Origin of the sequence: Paenibacillus melissococcoides (genome assembly GCA_944800085.1) — a bacterium.
Taxonomy (GTDB): domain Bacteria; phylum Bacillota; class Bacilli; order Paenibacillales; family Paenibacillaceae; genus Paenibacillus_B; species Paenibacillus_B melissococcoides.
Window position 1 is genome coordinate 555,436 of sequence record CALYLO010000003.1, and the last position, 18,159, is coordinate 573,594.

An 18,159-nucleotide genomic window follows, 5' to 3' on the forward strand; every position below is an offset into this window, starting at 1 on the left:
ATTGGGCTATTTTTGTTTATTTCGCGGCGCAGCGCCGATTTTACCCCCTTGCATTTGCGATAGCGGTATATTACTATAAATTTGTTCCTCGACCATGAAAGACGGCAGAGCCAAGCTGTATCTGACGTTTTTAGGGTTGATGATGTATATTTTCATAGGAAACAGTGAAAAAAAGGGATAACAGGACATATTTCATCGGGAGGTGAATTGAGAATGAACAAATCCGAATTGATTACCGAGGTTGCAGAGTCCACGGAATTGTCCAAGAAAGACGTGACGAAAGTGGTAGACGCCGTCTTCGAAGCGATTTCCAACGCACTGCAGAACGGTGATAAGGTCCAATTGGTAGGCTTCGGCAACTTCGAAGTGCGCGAGCGCTCCGCCCGCAAAGGACGGAACCCGCAAACGGGTGAAGAAATCGAAATTCCTGCGAGCAAGATCCCTGCGTTCAAACCGGGTAAAGCACTTAAAGACGGCATCAAATAAGTGAACTTACATACTCTAGTGACCATGGGGAACGCGAGCTCAGTGAAGCCGCGACGGGATTCCGTCGCGGTTTTCTCTTGTCCGGGAAGACGTATCCATCGAATCGAGACGGGCTATGGGCAAGCGGCGCAACCGTGTTATAATAGCGAGAGAAGAGGAGGGAGTTCTGTTGGAGAACCAGACCGACTATATCGTGATCAAGGCGAAGGATCAAGGCGTTCAAGTATTCGGACTGACACGGGGCCAAGATACCCGCTTCCATCATATCGAGAAGCTGGACAAGAATGAAGTGCTGATTGCGCAGTTCACCGAACATACGTCTGCGGTCAAGGTGCGCGGCAAGGCCGTCATCCTGACGAAGCACGGCGAGGTGCATACCGATACGGATTAGGGCGAGCTGCTCCGCCATGCTGCGGGGCGGTTTTTTTGCGGCGCCCGGCAAGGCTGCCGCGGCTGATCTGCGTCGGAATTGCAGTCATACCCCGCACACTTTCACTGTATGATGAGGTATGGACATCCTCTTATGGGTCGAGACTGGAAATAGGGGTTCACAGCGGATGTCTTCACCATGTACAGTAGGGGAGCGGGTATAATGAACCGGGTTCAACGATGGCGGCCGGCTATGCTGACAGCGATGGCGACCATCCTGCTGACGGCGGGGCTTGGCTGGCTTTCCGCGCACCGCGCGGACGGGAACAAGCCGCAGGAGGCGGCCGCCGTAACGGCATCGCCGCAGACGGTCTCCGTCACCGATGCGCGGCTGGTCGACTATTTATCGGATATTCCGCTGCAGCTCAGACTGAGCCGGGCCGCATGGAACGGAGACGGGCTGACGATTGACATGAAGGTCGCCTCCACCATCGCGAGGCCGGATGCGATCTATCATGATATATACGAGATGCTGCAGCACAGCTTCAGCCGAACGGACAACGTGAACCGGCTGCTGCTGCGGATCGTCATACAGGACGAGCGCTTGAAGAAAAATTATGTTCTGCTGTCGCTGGACGCGCGCAAGCAGGAAGCGACGCCGGAACGGATGAAGGCTATCCGCGAGGGCGTTGTCACGCCCGATACGGAGCAGGCGCTTCGCTTTATTTATACGCCGCTTTGGGATCGGACTTTTCCCGGAGACAGATAGAAGGCATGTCTGGCCCGATGGGGCAGCAAGAAAATATGCCCGTTCATATGGAACCTATGATATAATGATTTAGATTGCGACATCCCGCCAGGATGACTACCCGCTTATTGTCGGAGGACTCATAATGGAAGTAAACCACATTTCGCAATTGGCAAAACGGTACGTAGAACATGACATGATACAGGCGTACACTGACCTGCCTGCGTTCCCACACACGCGGGTGGAGCTGATGTTCGCCTTTTTAAACCGCAGCAAGAAGGGTGCGGAGCACAGCGAGCTGATTGCGCTGGTGACTTCGCTCGTGCAAGTGGGCCTTGACACCCACGACATGATTGAAATGGCGACCAAAGATGAGAGCGATCGCAATCTGCGTTCCCGTCAGCTTAAGGTGCTGGCGGGCGATTATTTCAGCAGCCGCTTCTATCATCTGCTCGCCCATGCGGGACAGATCGATGCGATCCGTGCGCTGAGCCAGGCGGTCTGCGCCGTCAATCAGCTCAAGGTGGCCACGCTCGAGAAGATGAAGCAGTGGGCGATGACGGCGGAGGAATATTTGCGCGCGTGCGTGTCGCTGCGCAAGACGCTGTTCCAGTCTTTCAACCATCGTATGGCTGCCCAGGACGTAGGTTTATGGGAGCAGCTTCTCGACCAAGTAGCCGAACTGGAAGTGATGAAGCAGGAAGAGGAACGCTCCGAGCAGTTCCAGCGCTTCGAAGGCAGTTGGTCTTATTGGCATGTATGGCAGCAAGGCACGGAAGAAGAGAGAAGGAAGATGAAGCAGCGCGCCTACGACAGCGCGTTCTGGAGCGCGATGATGGCGAAGTATGAAGTGAGACAGCAGTTGGCGTACCAGATTCGGGTCATTCAGGACAAGCTGCAGACCATTACGTCCGCGATGTCGCTGGACGCCGTAACGACAGGACGGGTCGTCCAATTGCTGAGCCCGCTCGTGCTGCCGTCTTCTCCGGCCAATGCTGCGGCTCAACGCAGTTAACATACCGGATTGAGGTGAAGGGCAAGGTGACGCATAACATGGAGACTCACTCGCCAAAGACGGGGAAGTCCAAGGAAAAATATGTGCATGATGTGTTCGAGAACATTGCTCATAAATACGATGTCATGAACGATATTATGAGCTTCCGGCGCCATAAAGCGTGGCGGAATTATACGATGCGCCGGATGAATGTTCTGCCCGGGGAGACCGCGCTCGACTTGTGCTGCGGGACATGCGACTGGACGATCCAGCTCGCGCAGGCAAGCCGCACGGGACAGATGATCGGTCTGGACTTCAGTCCGAAGATGCTTTCCGTCGGGCAGCGCAAGATAGAAAAATTGGGCTTGCAGGATCAGATCCGGCTTGTCGAGGGCAATGCGATGGATCTCCCGTTCCCGGATAACAGCTTCGATTATGTGACGATCGGCTTCGGGCTCCGCAATGTCCCCGACTATGATCAAGTGATTCGGGAGATGCGGAGAGTGGTCAAGCCCGGGGGGCGGGTCGTCTGCCTGGAGCTGAGCAAGCCGACCTGGCAGCCGTTCAAAGGCCTGTACTATTTTTATTTCGAACGGCTGCTTCCGATGCTGGGGAAATGGATTGCCAAGCGCTACGAGCAGTACAAATGGCTGCCGGAATCCTTGGCTGCGTTCCCTGGCAGCCAGGAACTGGCCGACATGTTCCGCGCCGCCGGCCTGGAGCAGGTGGAAGCGAAGGCGCTGACTGGAGGAATTGCCGCGCTGCACATCGGCACGAAGGGGAATGGACATGTTTAAAAAAGTGCGTATTTTCCTGGAAATGATAAAAATCGAACATACATTATTCGCGCTTCCGTTTGCGTTCATGGGCGCCATCCTCGGCTCCATGGTCATGGATAACCGCTTCCCTACGCTGGCCGAATGGGGATGGATTCTGATGGCGATGGTCGGAGCGCGAAGCGCGGCGATGGCCTTGAACCGGCTCATTGATGCCGCCATCGACGCCAAAAATCCGCGCACGGCCAACCGCGCCATTCCGGCCGGCCTGCTCAAGGCGGGAGAAGTGATCATATTCACGGCCGTATCGTTCGGACTGCTGTTCTGGGCAGCCGCCAATTTGCAGCCGCTGGCTGTTTATTTATTGCCTATTGCGGTCTTTATGCTTGTCTTTTATTCATTCACGAAGCGGTTTACATGGCTGTGCCACTTTATTCTTGGATTGACGATCGCGCTGGCTCCGCTAGGGGGCTGGGTTGCGGTCACGAATGAGGTGAACTGGACTTCTATTATTTTTTATTTGACGGTGGCTTGCTGGACGACGGGCTTTGATGTCATTTATGCTTGCCAGGATTACGAATTCGATCGCAGGGAAGGCTTGAAATCGATTCCCGTCCGGTTCGGCATCGCGAAGGCATTGTGGATAGCGCGCGGGTTTCACATTGTGACCGCGATTGGCTTCGTGCTTCTGCTGTTCCTCACGCAATTGAGCTGGTGGTATATTATCGGCACGATCATCGCTTCCGGCTTGCTCATTTATGAGCATATGCTGGTCAAGCCGTATGATCTGAGCCGGACGAACACCGCATTCTTCACGCTGAACGGCATTTTGAGCATTGTCGTATTCGCCTTCACTTTGCTGGATTTGGTGGTGCTGGGCCCATGACAGCGGAGAACAAACGTTATGTCGTAGGCATTACCGGGGCGAGCGGAGCGATCTACGGCATCCGGCTCGCGGAATGCCTGCTGCAAGCCGGCTGCATCGTGCATTTGCTCGTCTCGGATGCCGGGTGGCGGGTGCTCAAGGAAGAGCTGGGTTGGGAAGTCACCCGGCGCCAGGAGGCCATCGAGAGGGCGTTCGGTGAACAAGCCGGCCGCATCGTGTACCATCCGATCCAGGATATCGGGGCCAGCATCGCCAGCGGCTCCTACCGTGTCCAAGGCATGATCATCATGCCTTGTTCCATGGGGACGCTGTCATCCTTGGCTCACGGCTCCTCGGATAACCTGATGGGACGGGCTGCCGACGTGATGATGAAGGAAGGGCGCCCGCTCATCGTCGTGCCGCGCGAGACGCCGATGCATGCGATCCATCTGGAAAATATGCTCAAGCTCGCTCGTATGGGCGTGCGCATCGTGCCTGCGATGCCGGCGTTCTATTATCATCCGAAGACGTTGGACGACATCGTGAACTTCCTGGTCGGAAAGGTGCTGGACACGCTCGATATCGAGCATCAATTGTTTAGAAGGTGGGGGGAACCTGATGGTACTGCAGCAAGACACGAACAATAACCCGTCCCATATTCGCATCGGCCGCATCGACTATACGAACGTATGGCCGATCTTTTATCATTTTCAGCCGAAGAATACCCGGGCTGTATTGGACATGATCCCGGCCGTCCCTGCCGGGCTGAATCAAGCGATGCGCGAAGGCCGAATTGATATGGGTCCGATTTCGGCGTTTGCTTACGGCATTTCCTCCGAGCAATATACGCTGTTCCCGAATTTGTCGGTGAGCGCGTACGGCCGGGTCAATTCCATTTTTCTCTTTTTGAAAAAGCCGCTGGAGGAAGCGCTCCGGGGCAAGATCGCGTTGACGACAACGTCGGCCACGTCGACCAATCTGTTCAAAATTATCGCCGCGAAGTTCTACCATGCCCGCCCGGAATACATTCCGATGGATCCGGATCTGGACGCGATGATGGCTGAAGCGGACGGCGCCGTTCTGATCGGCGATCACGCCATCCGGGCCTCTTGGAATAACCCCGGATATGAAGTGATCGATCTCGGCGAGCTGTGGCGCCAATGGACCGGGCATTGGATGACCTTCGCCGTATGGGCGGTCAACCGGGACGTCATCCGCCAGCATGGCGACGATATCAAGATCATTATGGAGGCGTTCGAAGCCAGCAAGCGGAAGAGCCTGCTCGATCCGCGCCCGCTGGCGCAGGAGGCCGTACGCACGATCGGCGGTACGGTCGACTACTGGATGAATTATTTTACCAATTTGAATTACGATTTCGATCGTCCGCAGCAGGAAGGGCTTCAACGCTATTTCCAATACGCGTACGAGTTAGGGCTTATTGATCATGAAGTTCGGCTTGAACTCTGGTCGGAAAATACGGTTGGTTAGGTGAAGGCATGAAATTGTGGGACATTTACGCGACAATGAAGCAGGATGTATCGTATATCGAGGAGCAACTGGAACGATCGATCGCAAACGATCTCCGGACGCTGAATGACGCTTCGCTGCAGCTGCTCAAGGCAGGGGGCAAGCGCATTCGCCCGGTCTTCGTTCTGTTGGCCGGCAAATTCGGGACCTATGATCTGGAGAGACTCAAATACGTAGCCGTCCCTCTGGAACTGATTCATATGGCTTCGCTCGTTCACGACGACGTCATCGACGATGCCGATACGCGGCGGGGACAGCTCACCGTCAAAGCCAAATGGGACAACCGGGTTGCCATGTATACCGGAGACTATATCTATGGGCAGGCCCTGGTGCTGGCTACCGAGCTGCAGGACCCGCAAATTCACCGCATCCTGTCGAAAGCGATGGTTCAAATGTGCATCGGGGAGATGGAGCAGATTCGGGATTTCTTCAATACGTCCCAATCCGAGCGGCAGTACCTGCTGCGAATCCGCCGCAAGACCGCGCTTCTGATCGCGATCAGCTGCCAATTGGGAGCTATCGCTTCCGGGGCTTCGGCCGCCATCGGGCGCCAGTTATACCGGTTTGGCTACAATGTCGGGATGGCGTTCCAGATTCGCGACGACGTGCTTGATTTGACCGGCACCGAAGCGCAATTGGGCAAGCCTCCGGGCAATGACATCCGGCAGGGCAATTTGACGCTGCCTGTCATTTACGCATTGGAGGAGACCGGACGGCGGCAGGCGTTGCTGCGGGACATTGAACGAATCCGGTGCATGAACGGAAATACGGATGTGTCTTCAATCTTACATATGATACGGGAGAGCTCGGGGATCCGGCGCGCGGAACAGCTCGCTGAACGCTACATCAACAAAGCGATTCATGCCTTGGAGCAGCTGCCTGATATCCGCGCGCGCAAAAACCTGCGGGATATCGCCTATTTTATTGCCAATCGATCCCATTAATCCGGATATAAAAAGTCAAGGTGCGAAATGATGAAATATTTGGTATACTTGGTTCGCTGGACTACTTTCACAATATATTGAGGAGTGAACCTATGGAACGCACATTCATCATGGTCAAACCTGACGGCGTGCAAAGAGGACTCATCGGGGAAATCGTAAGCCGCTTTGAACGCAAAGGATGGAAGCTTGTATCCGGGAAATTAATGACGATTACGCGCGAACAAGCCGAACGCCATTATGCAGAGCATGCAGAAAAGCCGTTTTTTGGCGAATTGGTTGATTTCATTACTTCCGGTCCCGTGTTCGCCATGATCTGGGAAGGTGATGAGATTATCAGCTTGTCGCGCTTGATGATTGGCAAGACGAAGGTAGGAGAGGCGCAGCCGGGAACGATTCGCGGCGACTATGCGTCCCACACCCCGCTCAATCTGGTGCACGGTTCCGATTCGCAAGAAAGCGCTGCCAGAGAAATCGCGAATCTGTTCGCCGACAGCGACATTATCAGCTATGATCGGGCGGTAGAGAGCTGGATCTGATCATAGCCTGCAATTTGAAGGTACTCCTGCATGACTGGCCTAATTATTATTGAAAGAGCTTACATAAAGCAGGAAAAACATCGGAACACGGCGAATAGGAAACTGTTCAGCCGTGTTCTTTGCTGTGTTGAAGAACGGCTCCCATGATGAAGTGGTGGAGAGTGAATGATGATGCATGAATCGAAGCGGCAGCCTGCCCTATCGTCCTATCCTTTCGGTCAAGCGACAGCCGAAAGCGGAGCCTCTTCCGGAGCTGCGGGACATGAGGATGAGGATTACCGGCATTTCGTGACGGAGATCAAGCGCCTGACAGGCATTGATCTGCTGCAGTACAAGGAAGCGCAAATGAAGCGGCGGTTGACGACGCTGCGCATGAAGAACGGGTACACGACCTTCCGCAGTTTTGTCGAAGCGATCCGGCAGAACCCGGGCTTGCTGGATGAATTTCTGGACCGGATGACGATTAATGTCTCCGAATTCTGGCGCAATCCGAACCGGTGGGTCACGCTGAGAGACAGCGTGCTGCCGGCGTTGGCGGCCAATACGAAGCAGCTGCGCTGCTGGAGCGCGGCCTGTTCCACCGGAGAGGAACCGTACACGCTGGCCATGATATTAAATGAGTCGGGCCTGCTGCAGCGCTCTCAGATTACCGCTACCGATATTGACGAGAACGTCTTGATGAAGGCGAAGGAAGCGTGCTACGTGGAGCGCTCGCTCAAGGATGTGCCGGATGTGTGCCGGCAGAAATATTTTCAACAGACGCCGGAAGGGTACCGGGTTGTCGAGTCGTTGAAGAACGCGATTCGGTTCCGCAAGCAGAATCTGCTGGAGGACGCGTTCGACACCTCGCATGACCTGATCATTTGCCGCAATGTCATGATTTATTTCACGGAGGAAGCCAAATTCCAATTGTACCGCAAATTCGCCGATGCGCTAAAACCGGGCGGGGTGCTATTTGTGGGAAGCACGGAACAGATTTTCAATCCGGGCCAATACGGACTGGAGACGATGGAGACGTTCTTTTACCGGAAAATGGCATCTAGCGTATAATCCGTATCCCTTCTTCCGATACTAGACTTACGTAGACGGAACGAGCATCCTCCAGGATGACTACGAGGACGGAGGGACGAGCACGATATGGACAAGAGGACGGTCATCGCGGCTTACCGGCGAGGAGAATTAACGATCCACGAATGCGCCCAAATTATAGGGGTGGAAGTGACATTGAAAAACTGGCTCCCTCTGTTGGCGGAGGAGGAACGGGCGGGAACGGCTCCCGCGCCTTTGCGGTCGGCCTCGAAACGGGCCTCCGTATGGAGATAGCGGAGCCGAAGGTCTGTTCCGGTTCTTGGCATCCGCTGCCGGATGGCGGCGAGCGATACCTATGCGCACAGTTCATGACACGCTCTTGGCGGCATTACGCCTTCGGAGCGTGTTTTTGTTTTCTTGTCAAACGTTGCCTCCTATACTATAATGAGCAAAAGAGTTAAGGATTTTAGCCATTTACAGCAATACAGCTTAAAGGGGGAGCAACGGTGAGTCTACGTTATTTGACAGCAGGAGAGACCCACGGACCGCAATTGACCGCCATCGTTGAAGGGATGCCCAGCAACCTGGCGATTGACTTTGAACAGTTGAACTTTCAGCTTCAACGCCGCCAAAAAGGGTATGGCCGCGGACGGCGGATGCAGATTGAGACGGATACGGCCGCGATCGTCGGCGGGGTGCGTCATGGTTATACGACCGGAGCTCCTATCGCGTTAGTAGTCGAGAATAAGGATTGGAAGCATTGGCGGAATATTATGAACGTGGAGCCGATCGAAGGCTCCGACGAAGAAAAGCGCCGGGTCCATCGTCCCCGTCCGGGACATGCGGATCTGAACGGGGGCTTGAAGTATCAATTGACCGATCTGCGCAACGTGCTGGAGCGCTCCAGCGCGCGCGAGACCGCGGCCCGCGTCGCGGTGGGCGCCGTCGCCCGCCAACTGCTGGAAGCGTTCGGCATCAAGATCGGCGGACAAGTTATCCGCATCGGGGAGATTGAAGCGCCGCCGCATTCTCTCCCGCTGGATGAGATGATCGAACGGACCGAGCAGTCTTCGGTTCGGGTCGTTGATCCGGCAACCGAGAAGGCGATAGAGGACTACATCGATAAAATCAAGGCAGAGGGCGACTCGATCGGCGGCATCGTGGAGTGCATCGTCGAAGGCGTTCCTGTCGGGTTGGGAAGCCATGTACAGTATGATCGCAAGCTGGACGGCCGCATCGCGCAGGCGGTCATGTCCATCAACGCGTTCAAAGGCGTCGAGATCGGCATCGGCTTCGAAGCCGGACGCCTGCGCGGGTCGCAGGTGCACGACGAGATCCTCTATGACGAAGAGAAAGGCTATACGCGCGCTTTCAACCGCCTCGGCGGCTTCGAGGGCGGCATGACGAACGGGATGCCGATCGTCGTTCGCGGCGTGATGAAGCCGATTCCGACGCTGTATAAGCCGATGCGCAGCGTGGATATCGACACGAAGGAAGCCTTCACGGCCCAAGTCGAGCGTTCCGACGCATGCGCCGTGCCTGCGGCCAGCGTCGTCTTGGAGCATGTCGTCGCTTGGGAGGTCGCGAAGGCGTTCCTGGAGAAATTCGGCGGAGATTCGATGGAGGAGATTCGCGCCAACTACGAGCAATACTTGCAGCAAGTGGCCCGGTACTAGGAGGGAGCGTCATGGAGAACAAGGAAGCGATGCAAGCCGTAGAGCTGAGAGTCGATCTTGGCGAACGCTCTTACCCGATCTGGATCGGGAGCGGGCTGCTGGACCGGCTTGGCGAGGCGAGCCGGCAGGCGGGCATCCCTGCGGGAAGCCCGATTCTCGTCATCACCGATGAGCATGTGGGCCGGCGTTATTTGAACCGGGCCGAGCAAGCGCTGCACGCGGCCGGTTACCGTACCGCGTCGCTTACCGTGCCGCCAGGGGAGCAGTCCAAATCGCTGGCCGTGTTCGAGGACTGCGTCCGCGCCGCGCTGGAAGCGGGTTGCGACCGCATGTCCACGGTCGTGGCGCTGGGCGGCGGCGTCGTCGGCGATCTGGCCGGCTTCGTGGCGGCCTCGTATATGCGCGGCGTCCGCTTCATTCAGGTGCCGACCACGATTCTGGCGCATGACAGCAGCGTCGGCGGCAAGGTGGCGGTGAATCATCCGTTGGCCAAAAACATCATCGGCGCCTTCCATCAACCGGAGTTCGTGCTCTATGATACGGCGACCCTGCAATCGCTGCCTGATCGGGATGTCCGTTCCGGTCTGGCGGAGATGGTGAAGCACGGCTTGATCTGGGACGCCGGCTTCGTCGCTTGGTGCGAGGCGAATGCCGGGAAGCTGCTGGCCAAGGATGAGGAAGCGTTGGCCTATGGCTTGGCGCAGGGTTGCGCCGTCAAGACTGCCGTCGTATCCCAGGACGAGCGCGAGAACGGACTGCGGGCGATTCTGAATCTGGGCCATACGATCGGCCATGCCCTGGAGGCGGTGGCCGGCTATGGCGAGCTGCTGCATGGCGAAGCGATCGCGATCGGAATGGTCGGCTCGGCCCGTCTGGCGGAGCGGCTCGGAGCGGCAGCGGATGTCGCAGCGCGGACGGAAGCGTTGATGCGCCAGTTCGGCCTGCCGGTATCGATTCCGGCCGGCTATTCGACCGAGGCGATTCTGGATGCGATGATGCATGACAAGAAGTTCAAGGAGGGCCGGACGGTATTTGTGCTCCCGACAGCTATCGGCAAGGTGGAGATCCGGCGCGATGTGCCGGTGGAACTGGTGGGGAACATCATCGAAGAGTTGAAAGGGGAGACGAAGTAAGCATGCATGCAAGGGGAATACGCGGAGCGACCACCGTCCAGCGCAATGATGCGGATGAAATACGGCGCGAGACGACCGTCTTGCTTGAACATATCGTGGCAGAGAATCAGATCGTTCCGGAGGACATCGTCAGCATCTGGATTACGATGACCCAGGATCTGAACGCTTCCTTCCCGGCGCAGGCCATTCGCGCGATGCCGGGCTGGGAGTGGGTGCCGTTAATGTGCGCCGTGGAGGTGCCCGTCGCGGGCAGCCTGCCGCTGTGCATCCGTTTGATGGTGACCGTCAATACAAATAAATCGCAGCGGGAAATGCGCCACGTGTACTTGAACGACGCTTCCCAGCTGCGCCCGGACTTGGCTACTTCATAGCGGAGAAGCGTCCCCGGGTATAAGCGTTCCAGCACGGAAGGAAGTAACGGAGATGCCGTCTGCTTCCGTTCGGGTGTTGACGCATCGTTCATTTGCGGGTATGATGTGAAGAAGCATAGTTGAGTAGAGTTAGTTGAGATGAGATTGAGTTGAGTCGAGCTGAGAGCATGGATACGTTTTTACAAGCGACAGCTATCGCCAGGGGTGCAGTGCCCTCCTTCTTTTTCTGGGTAACAACCGGGGATTATTTGGCGAAGCCGATCTTTCTTTGGCGATCCATTCTTTGTTATACCCTGAGCTTGATCATCCACAATATCATGATCGAATCAACGAACCTCTACCTTGCGGTAGAGGTTTTTTGTTTCTTGCTTCCATCCGAATCACCCGAATTCGAAAGGAGTGGATGTCATGCATCCTCATGTGGATGAAGTATTGCGATTATCCCGCACTTATCCGGTTATTCCGGTCTCCGAGACCATTACGGCAGATACAGAGACCCCGATACGATTGTTTCAAAGGCTGAAGCATGAGCCTTATGCTTTTTTGCTGGAAAGCGTGGAGGGCGGAGTCCAATGGGCGCGCTACTCCTTTATCGGCACAGATCCCTTTCTGATCTTGCAGGGCAAGAACGGCACGCTGCGCATTACCGAGCGGGACGCCGTCGCCGAGATTCAAGAGCGTCCGCTAACCGCCGTGAAGAAGCTGCTGCGCAAGTATGAAAGTCCGACCCTGGCGGGCATGCCGCCGCTAACGGGCGGGGCAATCGGATTTTTCGGCTATGATCTGGTGCAGCAGTATGAGCGTCTTCCGCGCCATCGGCGGGACGACCTGATGATGAATGATATTCAATTCATGTTCTGCGATCAGCTGATCGTCTTCGATCACGTCAAGCAGCAGATGCAGTTCATCGTCAATCTGCATCTGGAGCGGGACGATACAGAGGAGCATATCCGGGCGCAGTACGCACAGGCGAAGGAGAAGCTGAGACGGCTGCAGGAGAAGCTGCTGGCCGCTCCGGCCACCGAACTGCAGAGCGGCCGCTTCCTCCCGGGAGGAACCGCCTCCGAGCTGAAGCCGTACCGTTCGAATGAGACGCGGGCGTCTTTTATGGAGAAGGTGGAGCGGGCGAAGGAATACATTCGCGGCGGCGACATCTTCCAGGTCGTCCTCTCGCAGCGGTTCGAGCGGCAGACGACGGTCGATCCGCTTGATGTGTACCGGGTGCTGCGGATGACGAATCCTTCCCCGTACATGTACATTCTGAAAATGGACGACGAAACGCTCGTCGGCACCTCGCCCGAGGCGCTTGTCCGGGTCAATGGCGAGCGGGTGGAGACGCGGCCGATTGCCGGCACCCGCCCGCGCGGACGGACGGAAGAAGAGGATCTGGCGCTGGAGGAAGAGCTGCTGGAGGATGAGAAGGAGCGGGCCGAGCATGTGATGCTGGTCGACCTCGGGCGCAACGATCTCGGCCGGGTCTGCGAATTCGGCACGGTCCGCTGCGACACGTATATGGGCATTGAGCGCTACTCGCATGTGATGCACATTGTATCGAACGTCTCCGGCACGCTGCGCCGGGATAACGATTTCTTCGACGCCTTTCTGTCATGTCTCCCGGCCGGGACGGTCTCCGGCGCGCCGAAGCTGCGGGCGATGGAGATTATCGCGGAGCTGGAGCAGGAAGCGCGCGGAGCCTACGCCGGCGCCATCGGTTATTTGGGCTTCAACGGCAATATGGACACCTGCATTACGATTCGGACGATTATTTTCAAGGGCGGCACGGCCTATGTTCAAGCCGGCGCCGGCATTGTATGGGACTCGGTTCCCGAGAAGGAATACGAGGAGACGGTCAACAAGGCGAAGGCGCTGCTGCTCGCCATTCAGACGGCCGAGGAGATGTTCGAATGCAGGGAATCGGCTGCATCCATGGGAGCGCCGAAGGACGGCCGTCCTTCCGTCCAGGCTGCGGAGCGGGCCGCGCTCCCGGTCAATTGGGACTATTACGCGGCTGTCCAACCGGGCAAGAAGCTTATGGCAGAAAGGAGCGTATCGCAATGAGTACTCACACGGTTCCAGACAGCGTCTTGACGAAGCAAGCGCTGGCCCATGTGCTGGCCGGCGGTCATCTGAGCCGCGAAGAAGCGCGGGAGGTCATGTCCGACGTGATGGACGGCCATGCCTCTGCCGCCCAGATCGGCGCTTTGCTGGCCTGCTTGCGTCTGAAGGGTGAGACGGTGGACGAAATTGTCGGCTTCGCCGAGGCGATGCGCAGCCGTGCCCGCCACGTCATCACCGCGCAGGATCGGCTGCTTGATACATGCGGGACCGGCGGTTCCGGCATCCACAAGCTGAACATTTCTACGGTATCGGCGATTATCGCGGCTTCCGCTTCCGTGCGGGTCGCGAAGCACGGCAACCGCTCCGCCTCCAGCCGCTCGGGCAGCGCCGACGTGCTTGAAGCGCTCGGCATCAATATCCATCTGACGAGCGACCAGGCCGCGGAATGCCTGGAGCGCGTCGGCATCTGCTTCCTGTTCGCGCAGGTGTTCCACCCCGCGATGAAGCATGCCGCGGCGCCGCGCCGGGAGCTGGGCGTGCGCACGGTGTTCAATATGCTCGGCCCGCTGACCAATCCGGCGGGAGCGGATCGCCAGGTGCTGGGCATCTATGACCGCAGCCGCACCGAGACGATCGCGGCGGTGCTTCGCGAGCTGGGCTTGAAGCGGGCGCTCGTCGTCGCGAGCGAAGACGGCCTCGACGAGATCAGCCTGTCCGCTCCGACCCGGATTAGCGAGCTGAAGGACGGCGAGCTGAGAACGTATGATATTACGCCGGAGCAGCTCGGGCTGCGGACGCAGCCGCTGGCCAGCGTGCTGGGCGGCGATGCCGCGACGAACGCCGCCATTATCCGCCGCATCCTGCACGGGGAGCAGGGACCGCACCGCGACATCGTGCTCGCGAATGCCGGCGCCTGCATCTACGTGGCCGGGCAGGCGGAGAGCATCGCCGAAGGCGTCCGCATCGCGGCCGCCGCGATTGACAGCGGACAGACGCTCCGCAAGCTGGAGCAATGGAGAGAAGCGACAGGGGGATGGAGTCATGTTTCTTGATCGGATTGTACAGACGAAGCGTCAAGAGGTAGCGGAGCTGGCTGCGGCGCTGAACCGCCGGGAGGCGGAGCGCACGATTGCGGAGCTGCCGCAATGCCGCTCGCTCATATACGCGCTGACGGCCGGGAAACGGCGTTCCGTCGGCTTGATTGCGGAAGTGAAGAAGGCATCCCCTTCCAAAGGGCTGATCCGCCAAAACTTCGATCCGGCGGCCATCGCCCGCGGCTATGAAGCCGCCGGGGCCGACGCGCTGTCGGTGCTGACGGATCGCGATTATTTTCAAGGCGGCAATGATATTTTGCGCGAGGTGCGCAGCCGGACGGAGCTGCCGGTGCTGCGCAAGGAATTCATCATCGATGAGCTGCAGCTGCTGGAAGCCCGTCTCATCGGCGCCGATGCCGTGCTGCTCATCGCGGCGATATTGAACGACGGCGAGCTGGCGCGGCTGAACCGATGCGCGCTTGATCTCGGGATGGAGACGCTGATTGAAGTTCATGATGAGGAGGAGCTGAAGCGGGTGCTGGCGCTCGACGATGCGCCGCTCATCGGAATTAACAACCGGAATTTGCATACCTTCGTTACGGATCTGGAGCAGACCGAACGGCTGCGTGCGCTCGTTCCAGCCGATCGGACGCTGGTCAGCGAGAGCGGAATTCATAAGCCGGAGCATATGAAGCGGCTGGCGGAGACGGGAATCGACGCCGCGCTCGTCGGCGAGCATCTGATGCGGCAGCCGGACGTGGAAGCGGCCGTACAACAATTGATGAGCGGCCTGCCGCGGGTCGCGGTATGACGGAAGGAGTGTGAGTGTGATGACGGAAGTGACGGAGGATGCGAGGCAGGAGCGGGCCGGAGGCGGCCATGAACAGGCGACGAGCGTGAAAATATGCGGGGTGACCGGATTGGAGACGGCCCGGGAGATCGTTGGGGCCGGGCCGGACTGCATCGGGTTCGTGTTCGCGCCCAGCCGGCGGCGCGTCTCGCCTGCCGATGCGCGCGGCTGGTTGGCCCGCCTGGAGGAAGAGGGCGCGAAGCTTCCGCTCACGGTCGGGGTGTTCGCCCGCCCGCGGCGGGAGGAGGTGGACGCGGTGCTGACGGAGGTTCGCCTCGACGCGGTGCAATTGATCGCCGACCATGATCCGGATCTTCCGGCGTGGCTGAAGCGCCGGCATGAGGTGCAGGTCTGGCTGACAGTGCCGATTGCCCGCGCGGAGCCGGGCGGGAGCCGCATGGCTGCGGCGGAAGCGATGCTGCGCCGCATGCGGCATTGCATTGACGCCATTCTGCTGGATACGCATGATCCGTCGCAGGGGGGCGGCTCTGGCCGCACTTTCGATTGGACCGTGATTCCGCACTATCGTTCGCTTGCGGGAGAGCTTGGCCTCCTCCTGTATGCGGCGGGCGGGCTGAATCCGGACAATGTCGGAACGCTGCTTGCGGGCGGCCGCATCGATGGCGTGGATGTATCGAGCGGGGTCGAGACCGAAGGGATAAAAGATATTCGTAAAGTATCCGCATTTATCGAAAGGGTGAGAGCATATGGAACAGACACAGACGAAGGGAACGGCGGCGGCGCTGCCTGACGTTCACGGCCGCTTCGGCGACTTCGGCGGGAGATACGTGCCGGAGACGTTGATGAACGCGCTTCTTGAGCTGGAAGAAGCTTATCATAAATTTACGAAGGATTCGGAGTTCCAGGCGGAGCTGATCAAGCTTCTGCGGGAATATTCCGGCCGACCGACTTCGCTCTATTATGCGGGGCGGTTGAGCGAGACGCTGGGCGGAGCCAAAATTTATCTGAAACGGGAAGACCTCAATCATACCGGCGCTCACAAAATCAACAACACGATCGGTCAGGCGCTCCTCGCCAAGCGGATGGGCAAGAAAAAGGTTATCGCCGAGACGGGAGCGGGGCAGCATGGCGTGGCGACGGCGACCGTGGCGGCTCTGCTCGGCATGGAGTGCAAGGTGTTCATGGGCGAAGAGGATATGAAGCGTCAGCGGCTGAACGTATTCCGCATGCAGCTCCTCGGGGCGGAGGTCGTTCCCGTCCTGTCGGGAACCCGCACGCTGAAGGATGCCTGCAACGAGACGCTGCGCTACTGGGTCAGCCATGTCGATGACACCTTCTACATTCTCGGGTCGGTGACCGGGCCGCATCCTTATCCGATGATGGTGCGGGACTTCCAACGCATTATCGGGGACGAGACCCGCAAGCAGATATTGGAGAAGGAAGGCCGCCTTCCCGATCTCGTTATCGCCGCCGTCGGCGGGGGCAGCAATTCGATGGGCATGTTCTACCCGTTCCTTCAGGATGAGTCGGTGGCGCTGCTCGGCGTTGAAGCCGCCGGCAAAGGAATCGACACGCCATTCCACGCCGCCACGATGACGAAGGGGTCCCGCGGAGTGTTCCAGGGCTCGCTCAGCTACGTGCTCCAGGATGACTTCGGCCAGGTGCAGCCGGCGCACTCGATATCGGCCGGATTGGATTATCCGGGCGTCGGCCCGGAGCACGCGTACCTGAAGGACAGCAAGCGGGCGAAGTACGCGCCGATCACGGATGCAGAGGCGCTGGACGCGCTTCAATTGCTGAGCCGGACCGAAGGAATTATTCCGGCGCTGGAATCGGCACATGCCGTAGCGCAGGCGATCAAGGAAGCGCCGTCGATGTCTCCGGACTCGATTCTGGTCATCTGCCTGTCGGGTCGCGGAGACAAAGACGTGAATCAGATTATGGAGACGCTGGGGGAAGAGGAAGGATGAGTGACATGGCTGCACAGACAACGAACCGGCTGGATGATATGTTCGCGCGCTGCCGCGCGGAAGGAAAGGCTGCGTTGATGCCGTTCATTACATTGGGCGATCCGGATTGCGGGACGACCTTGAAGCTGCTGCTCCGCTTGGAGGAAACGGGCGCGGACGTGATTGAGCTGGGCGTGCCGTACTCCGACCCGCTGGCGGACGGGCCCGTCATTCAGCGGGCGGCGGAACGGGCGCTGCGGGGCGGCGTAACCTTGGAGGACAGCTTCCGGGTAGCGAGACAGGCCCGGGAACAAGGAGCGAGCATCCCTTATGTTCTGTTCACCTATTATAATCCGGTCATGCAGTACGGAATCGAACGCTTCTTCCGGACCGCGGCGGAAACCGGCTTCAGCGGGGCCATCATCCCCGATCTGCCGTACGAAGAGAGCGGGCCGGTGCGGACGGCGGCGGATGCTTGCGGCATTCACCTCGTTCCGCTCGTCGCGCCGACCTCGGAGGAGCGGATCAGCCGCATCACGGCGCAAGGCCGGGGCTTCATATACTGCGTATCCTCGTTGGGCGTGACCGGGGTAAGAGACAGCTTCGATCAAGAGGTTGAGCGGTTCATCCGGCAGGTGAAGGCAACGACCCCACTCCCTGTCTGCGTCGGGTTCGGCATCTCGACGCCAACTCACGTGAAGCAATTTTCGGCGTATTGCGACGGGGTTATTGTCGGCAGCGCCATCGTGAGGAAAATAGAAGAAGCTCAACCATTGTTGTCCGATGAGGCCACTTTTGAAGATGGGATCTTGCAAATTTGCGATTTTGTGCGACAATTAAGAAATTAACGCTT

Annotated in this window: 21 protein-coding genes; all 21 read left to right on the top strand. The window is 58.2% G+C overall.

Features of this window, described 5'->3' with window-relative positions; genetic code table 11:
- Positions 1–213: 213 nt before the first annotated feature.
- The gene (locus tag OCY70_RS14260) at positions 214–486 is read left to right on the top strand and encodes an HU family DNA-binding protein (protein ID WP_006678894.1); all 273 of its coding nucleotides are present in this window, start codon (positions 214–216) and stop codon (positions 484–486) included.
- 169 nt (positions 487–655) lie between these two features.
- A complete protein-coding gene (gene mtrB, locus OCY70_RS14265; protein ID WP_168181472.1) occupies positions 656–877 on the top strand; it encodes a trp RNA-binding attenuation protein MtrB in 222 nt (73 codons plus the stop codon).
- 201 nt (positions 878–1,078) lie between these two features.
- A complete protein-coding gene (locus tag OCY70_RS14270) occupies positions 1,079–1,624 on the top strand; it encodes an ATPase (RefSeq protein WP_213426277.1) in 546 nt (181 codons plus the stop codon).
- Between the two features lie 124 nt (positions 1,625–1,748).
- The gene (locus tag OCY70_RS14275; protein WP_213426278.1) at positions 1,749–2,618 is read left to right on the top strand and encodes a heptaprenyl diphosphate synthase component 1; all 870 of its coding nucleotides are present in this window, start codon (positions 1,749–1,751) and stop codon (positions 2,616–2,618) included.
- Between the two features lie 38 nt (positions 2,619–2,656).
- Positions 2,657–3,394, top strand: a complete 738-nt coding sequence (locus tag OCY70_RS14280; RefSeq protein WP_213426314.1) for a demethylmenaquinone methyltransferase — start codon at positions 2,657–2,659, stop codon at positions 3,392–3,394.
- Positions 3,387–4,259 (top strand): UbiA-like polyprenyltransferase, encoded by an 873-nt coding sequence (locus OCY70_RS14285; protein ID WP_213426279.1) that lies wholly within the window; start codon positions 3,387–3,389, stop codon positions 4,257–4,259. The genes OCY70_RS14280 and OCY70_RS14285 overlap by 8 nt, the downstream gene beginning before the upstream one ends.
- Positions 4,256–4,885 (top strand): UbiX family flavin prenyltransferase, encoded by a 630-nt coding sequence (locus OCY70_RS14290; RefSeq protein WP_213426280.1) that lies wholly within the window; start codon positions 4,256–4,258, stop codon positions 4,883–4,885. Before OCY70_RS14285 ends, OCY70_RS14290 begins: the two co-directional genes overlap by 4 nt.
- Positions 4,857–5,726, top strand: a complete 870-nt coding sequence (locus tag OCY70_RS14295; protein WP_213426281.1) for a menaquinone biosynthesis protein — start codon at positions 4,857–4,859, stop codon at positions 5,724–5,726. The genes OCY70_RS14290 and OCY70_RS14295 overlap by 29 nt, the downstream gene beginning before the upstream one ends.
- Before the next feature lie 8 nt (positions 5,727–5,734).
- On the top strand, positions 5,735–6,709 hold the full coding sequence (locus tag OCY70_RS14300) for a polyprenyl synthetase family protein (RefSeq protein WP_213426282.1): 975 nt from the start codon (positions 5,735–5,737) through the stop codon (positions 6,707–6,709).
- A 92-nt stretch (positions 6,710–6,801) separates the two neighbouring features.
- Entirely contained in the window at positions 6,802–7,245 is a 444-nt protein-coding gene (ndk, locus tag OCY70_RS14305) for a nucleoside-diphosphate kinase (protein WP_213426283.1), read from the top strand.
- Between the two features lie 168 nt (positions 7,246–7,413).
- Positions 7,414–8,295, top strand: a complete 882-nt coding sequence (locus OCY70_RS14310; protein WP_213426315.1) for a CheR family methyltransferase — start codon at positions 7,414–7,416, stop codon at positions 8,293–8,295.
- 87 nt (positions 8,296–8,382) lie between these two features.
- Positions 8,383–8,568, top strand: a complete 186-nt coding sequence (locus OCY70_RS14315) for a molecular chaperone (protein WP_213426284.1) — start codon at positions 8,383–8,385, stop codon at positions 8,566–8,568.
- 212 nt (positions 8,569–8,780) lie between these two features.
- Positions 8,781–9,950 (top strand): chorismate synthase, encoded by a 1,170-nt coding sequence (aroC, locus tag OCY70_RS14320; RefSeq protein ID WP_261944910.1) that lies wholly within the window; start codon positions 8,781–8,783, stop codon positions 9,948–9,950.
- 11 nt (positions 9,951–9,961) lie between these two features.
- The gene (gene aroB, locus OCY70_RS14325) at positions 9,962–11,083 is read left to right on the top strand and encodes a 3-dehydroquinate synthase (protein ID WP_213426286.1); all 1,122 of its coding nucleotides are present in this window, start codon (positions 9,962–9,964) and stop codon (positions 11,081–11,083) included.
- A 2-nt stretch (positions 11,084–11,085) separates the two neighbouring features.
- Positions 11,086–11,454, top strand: a complete 369-nt coding sequence (gene aroH, locus OCY70_RS14330) for a chorismate mutase (RefSeq protein WP_213426287.1) — start codon at positions 11,086–11,088, stop codon at positions 11,452–11,454.
- A 408-nt stretch (positions 11,455–11,862) separates the two neighbouring features.
- Positions 11,863–13,512 carry an anthranilate synthase component I gene (gene trpE / locus OCY70_RS14335; protein ID WP_213426288.1) on the top strand — a complete coding sequence of 550 codons (1,650 nt, stop codon included), beginning with the start codon at positions 11,863–11,865 and terminating at the stop codon, positions 13,510–13,512.
- Positions 13,509–14,564, top strand: coding sequence for an anthranilate phosphoribosyltransferase (trpD, locus tag OCY70_RS14340; RefSeq protein ID WP_213426289.1), 1,056 nt, complete (start codon positions 13,509–13,511; stop codon positions 14,562–14,564). The genes trpE and trpD overlap by 4 nt, the downstream gene beginning before the upstream one ends.
- Complete coding sequence (gene trpC / locus OCY70_RS14345) at positions 14,554–15,357, top strand: indole-3-glycerol phosphate synthase TrpC (RefSeq protein WP_213426290.1); 804 nt, start codon at positions 14,554–14,556, stop codon at positions 15,355–15,357. The genes trpD and trpC overlap by 11 nt, the downstream gene beginning before the upstream one ends.
- A 19-nt stretch (positions 15,358–15,376) precedes the next feature.
- Complete coding sequence (locus OCY70_RS14350; RefSeq protein WP_213426291.1) at positions 15,377–16,147, top strand: phosphoribosylanthranilate isomerase; 771 nt, start codon at positions 15,377–15,379, stop codon at positions 16,145–16,147.
- Positions 16,104–17,327 carry a tryptophan synthase subunit beta gene (gene trpB / locus OCY70_RS14355; RefSeq protein WP_213426292.1) on the top strand — a complete coding sequence of 408 codons (1,224 nt, stop codon included), beginning with the start codon at positions 16,104–16,106 and terminating at the stop codon, positions 17,325–17,327. Before OCY70_RS14350 ends, trpB begins: the two co-directional genes overlap by 44 nt.
- Entirely contained in the window at positions 17,324–18,154 is an 831-nt protein-coding gene (gene trpA, locus OCY70_RS14360) for a tryptophan synthase subunit alpha (RefSeq protein ID WP_213426293.1), read from the top strand. Before trpB ends, trpA begins: the two co-directional genes overlap by 4 nt.
- The last annotated feature ends 5 nt before the right edge of the window (positions 18,155–18,159 follow it).

Coding starts and splice junctions, on each gene's coding strand:
- aroB (WP_213426286.1), top strand. CDS start 9,962: ATGGAGAACAAGGAAGCGATGCAAGCCGTAGAGCTGAGAGTCGATCTT.
- trpD (WP_213426289.1), top strand. CDS start 13,509: ATGAGTACTCACACGGTTCCAGACAGCGTCTTGACGAAGCAAGCGCTG.
- OCY70_RS14285 (WP_213426279.1), top strand. CDS start 3,387: ATGTTTAAAAAAGTGCGTATTTTCCTGGAAATGATAAAAATCGAACAT.
- OCY70_RS14310 (WP_213426315.1), top strand. CDS start 7,414: ATGATGCATGAATCGAAGCGGCAGCCTGCCCTATCGTCCTATCCTTTC.
- OCY70_RS14315 (WP_213426284.1), top strand. CDS start 8,383: ATGGACAAGAGGACGGTCATCGCGGCTTACCGGCGAGGAGAATTAACG.
- OCY70_RS14300 (WP_213426282.1), top strand. CDS start 5,735: ATGAAATTGTGGGACATTTACGCGACAATGAAGCAGGATGTATCGTAT.
- trpA (WP_213426293.1), top strand. CDS start 17,324: ATGAGTGACATGGCTGCACAGACAACGAACCGGCTGGATGATATGTTC.
- OCY70_RS14270 (WP_213426277.1), top strand. CDS start 1,079: ATGAACCGGGTTCAACGATGGCGGCCGGCTATGCTGACAGCGATGGCG.
- OCY70_RS14350 (WP_213426291.1), top strand. CDS start 15,377: ATGACGGAAGTGACGGAGGATGCGAGGCAGGAGCGGGCCGGAGGCGGC.
- trpE (WP_213426288.1), top strand. CDS start 11,863: ATGCATCCTCATGTGGATGAAGTATTGCGATTATCCCGCACTTATCCG.
- OCY70_RS14260 (WP_006678894.1), top strand. CDS start 214: ATGAACAAATCCGAATTGATTACCGAGGTTGCAGAGTCCACGGAATTG.
- trpB (WP_213426292.1), top strand. CDS start 16,104: ATGGAACAGACACAGACGAAGGGAACGGCGGCGGCGCTGCCTGACGTT.
- OCY70_RS14275 (WP_213426278.1), top strand. CDS start 1,749: ATGGAAGTAAACCACATTTCGCAATTGGCAAAACGGTACGTAGAACAT.
- OCY70_RS14295 (WP_213426281.1), top strand. CDS start 4,857: ATGGTACTGCAGCAAGACACGAACAATAACCCGTCCCATATTCGCATC.
- aroH (WP_213426287.1), top strand. CDS start 11,086: ATGCATGCAAGGGGAATACGCGGAGCGACCACCGTCCAGCGCAATGAT.
- ndk (WP_213426283.1), top strand. CDS start 6,802: ATGGAACGCACATTCATCATGGTCAAACCTGACGGCGTGCAAAGAGGA.
- OCY70_RS14290 (WP_213426280.1), top strand. CDS start 4,256: ATGACAGCGGAGAACAAACGTTATGTCGTAGGCATTACCGGGGCGAGC.
- trpC (WP_213426290.1), top strand. CDS start 14,554: ATGTTTCTTGATCGGATTGTACAGACGAAGCGTCAAGAGGTAGCGGAG.
- OCY70_RS14280 (WP_213426314.1), top strand. CDS start 2,657: ATGGAGACTCACTCGCCAAAGACGGGGAAGTCCAAGGAAAAATATGTG.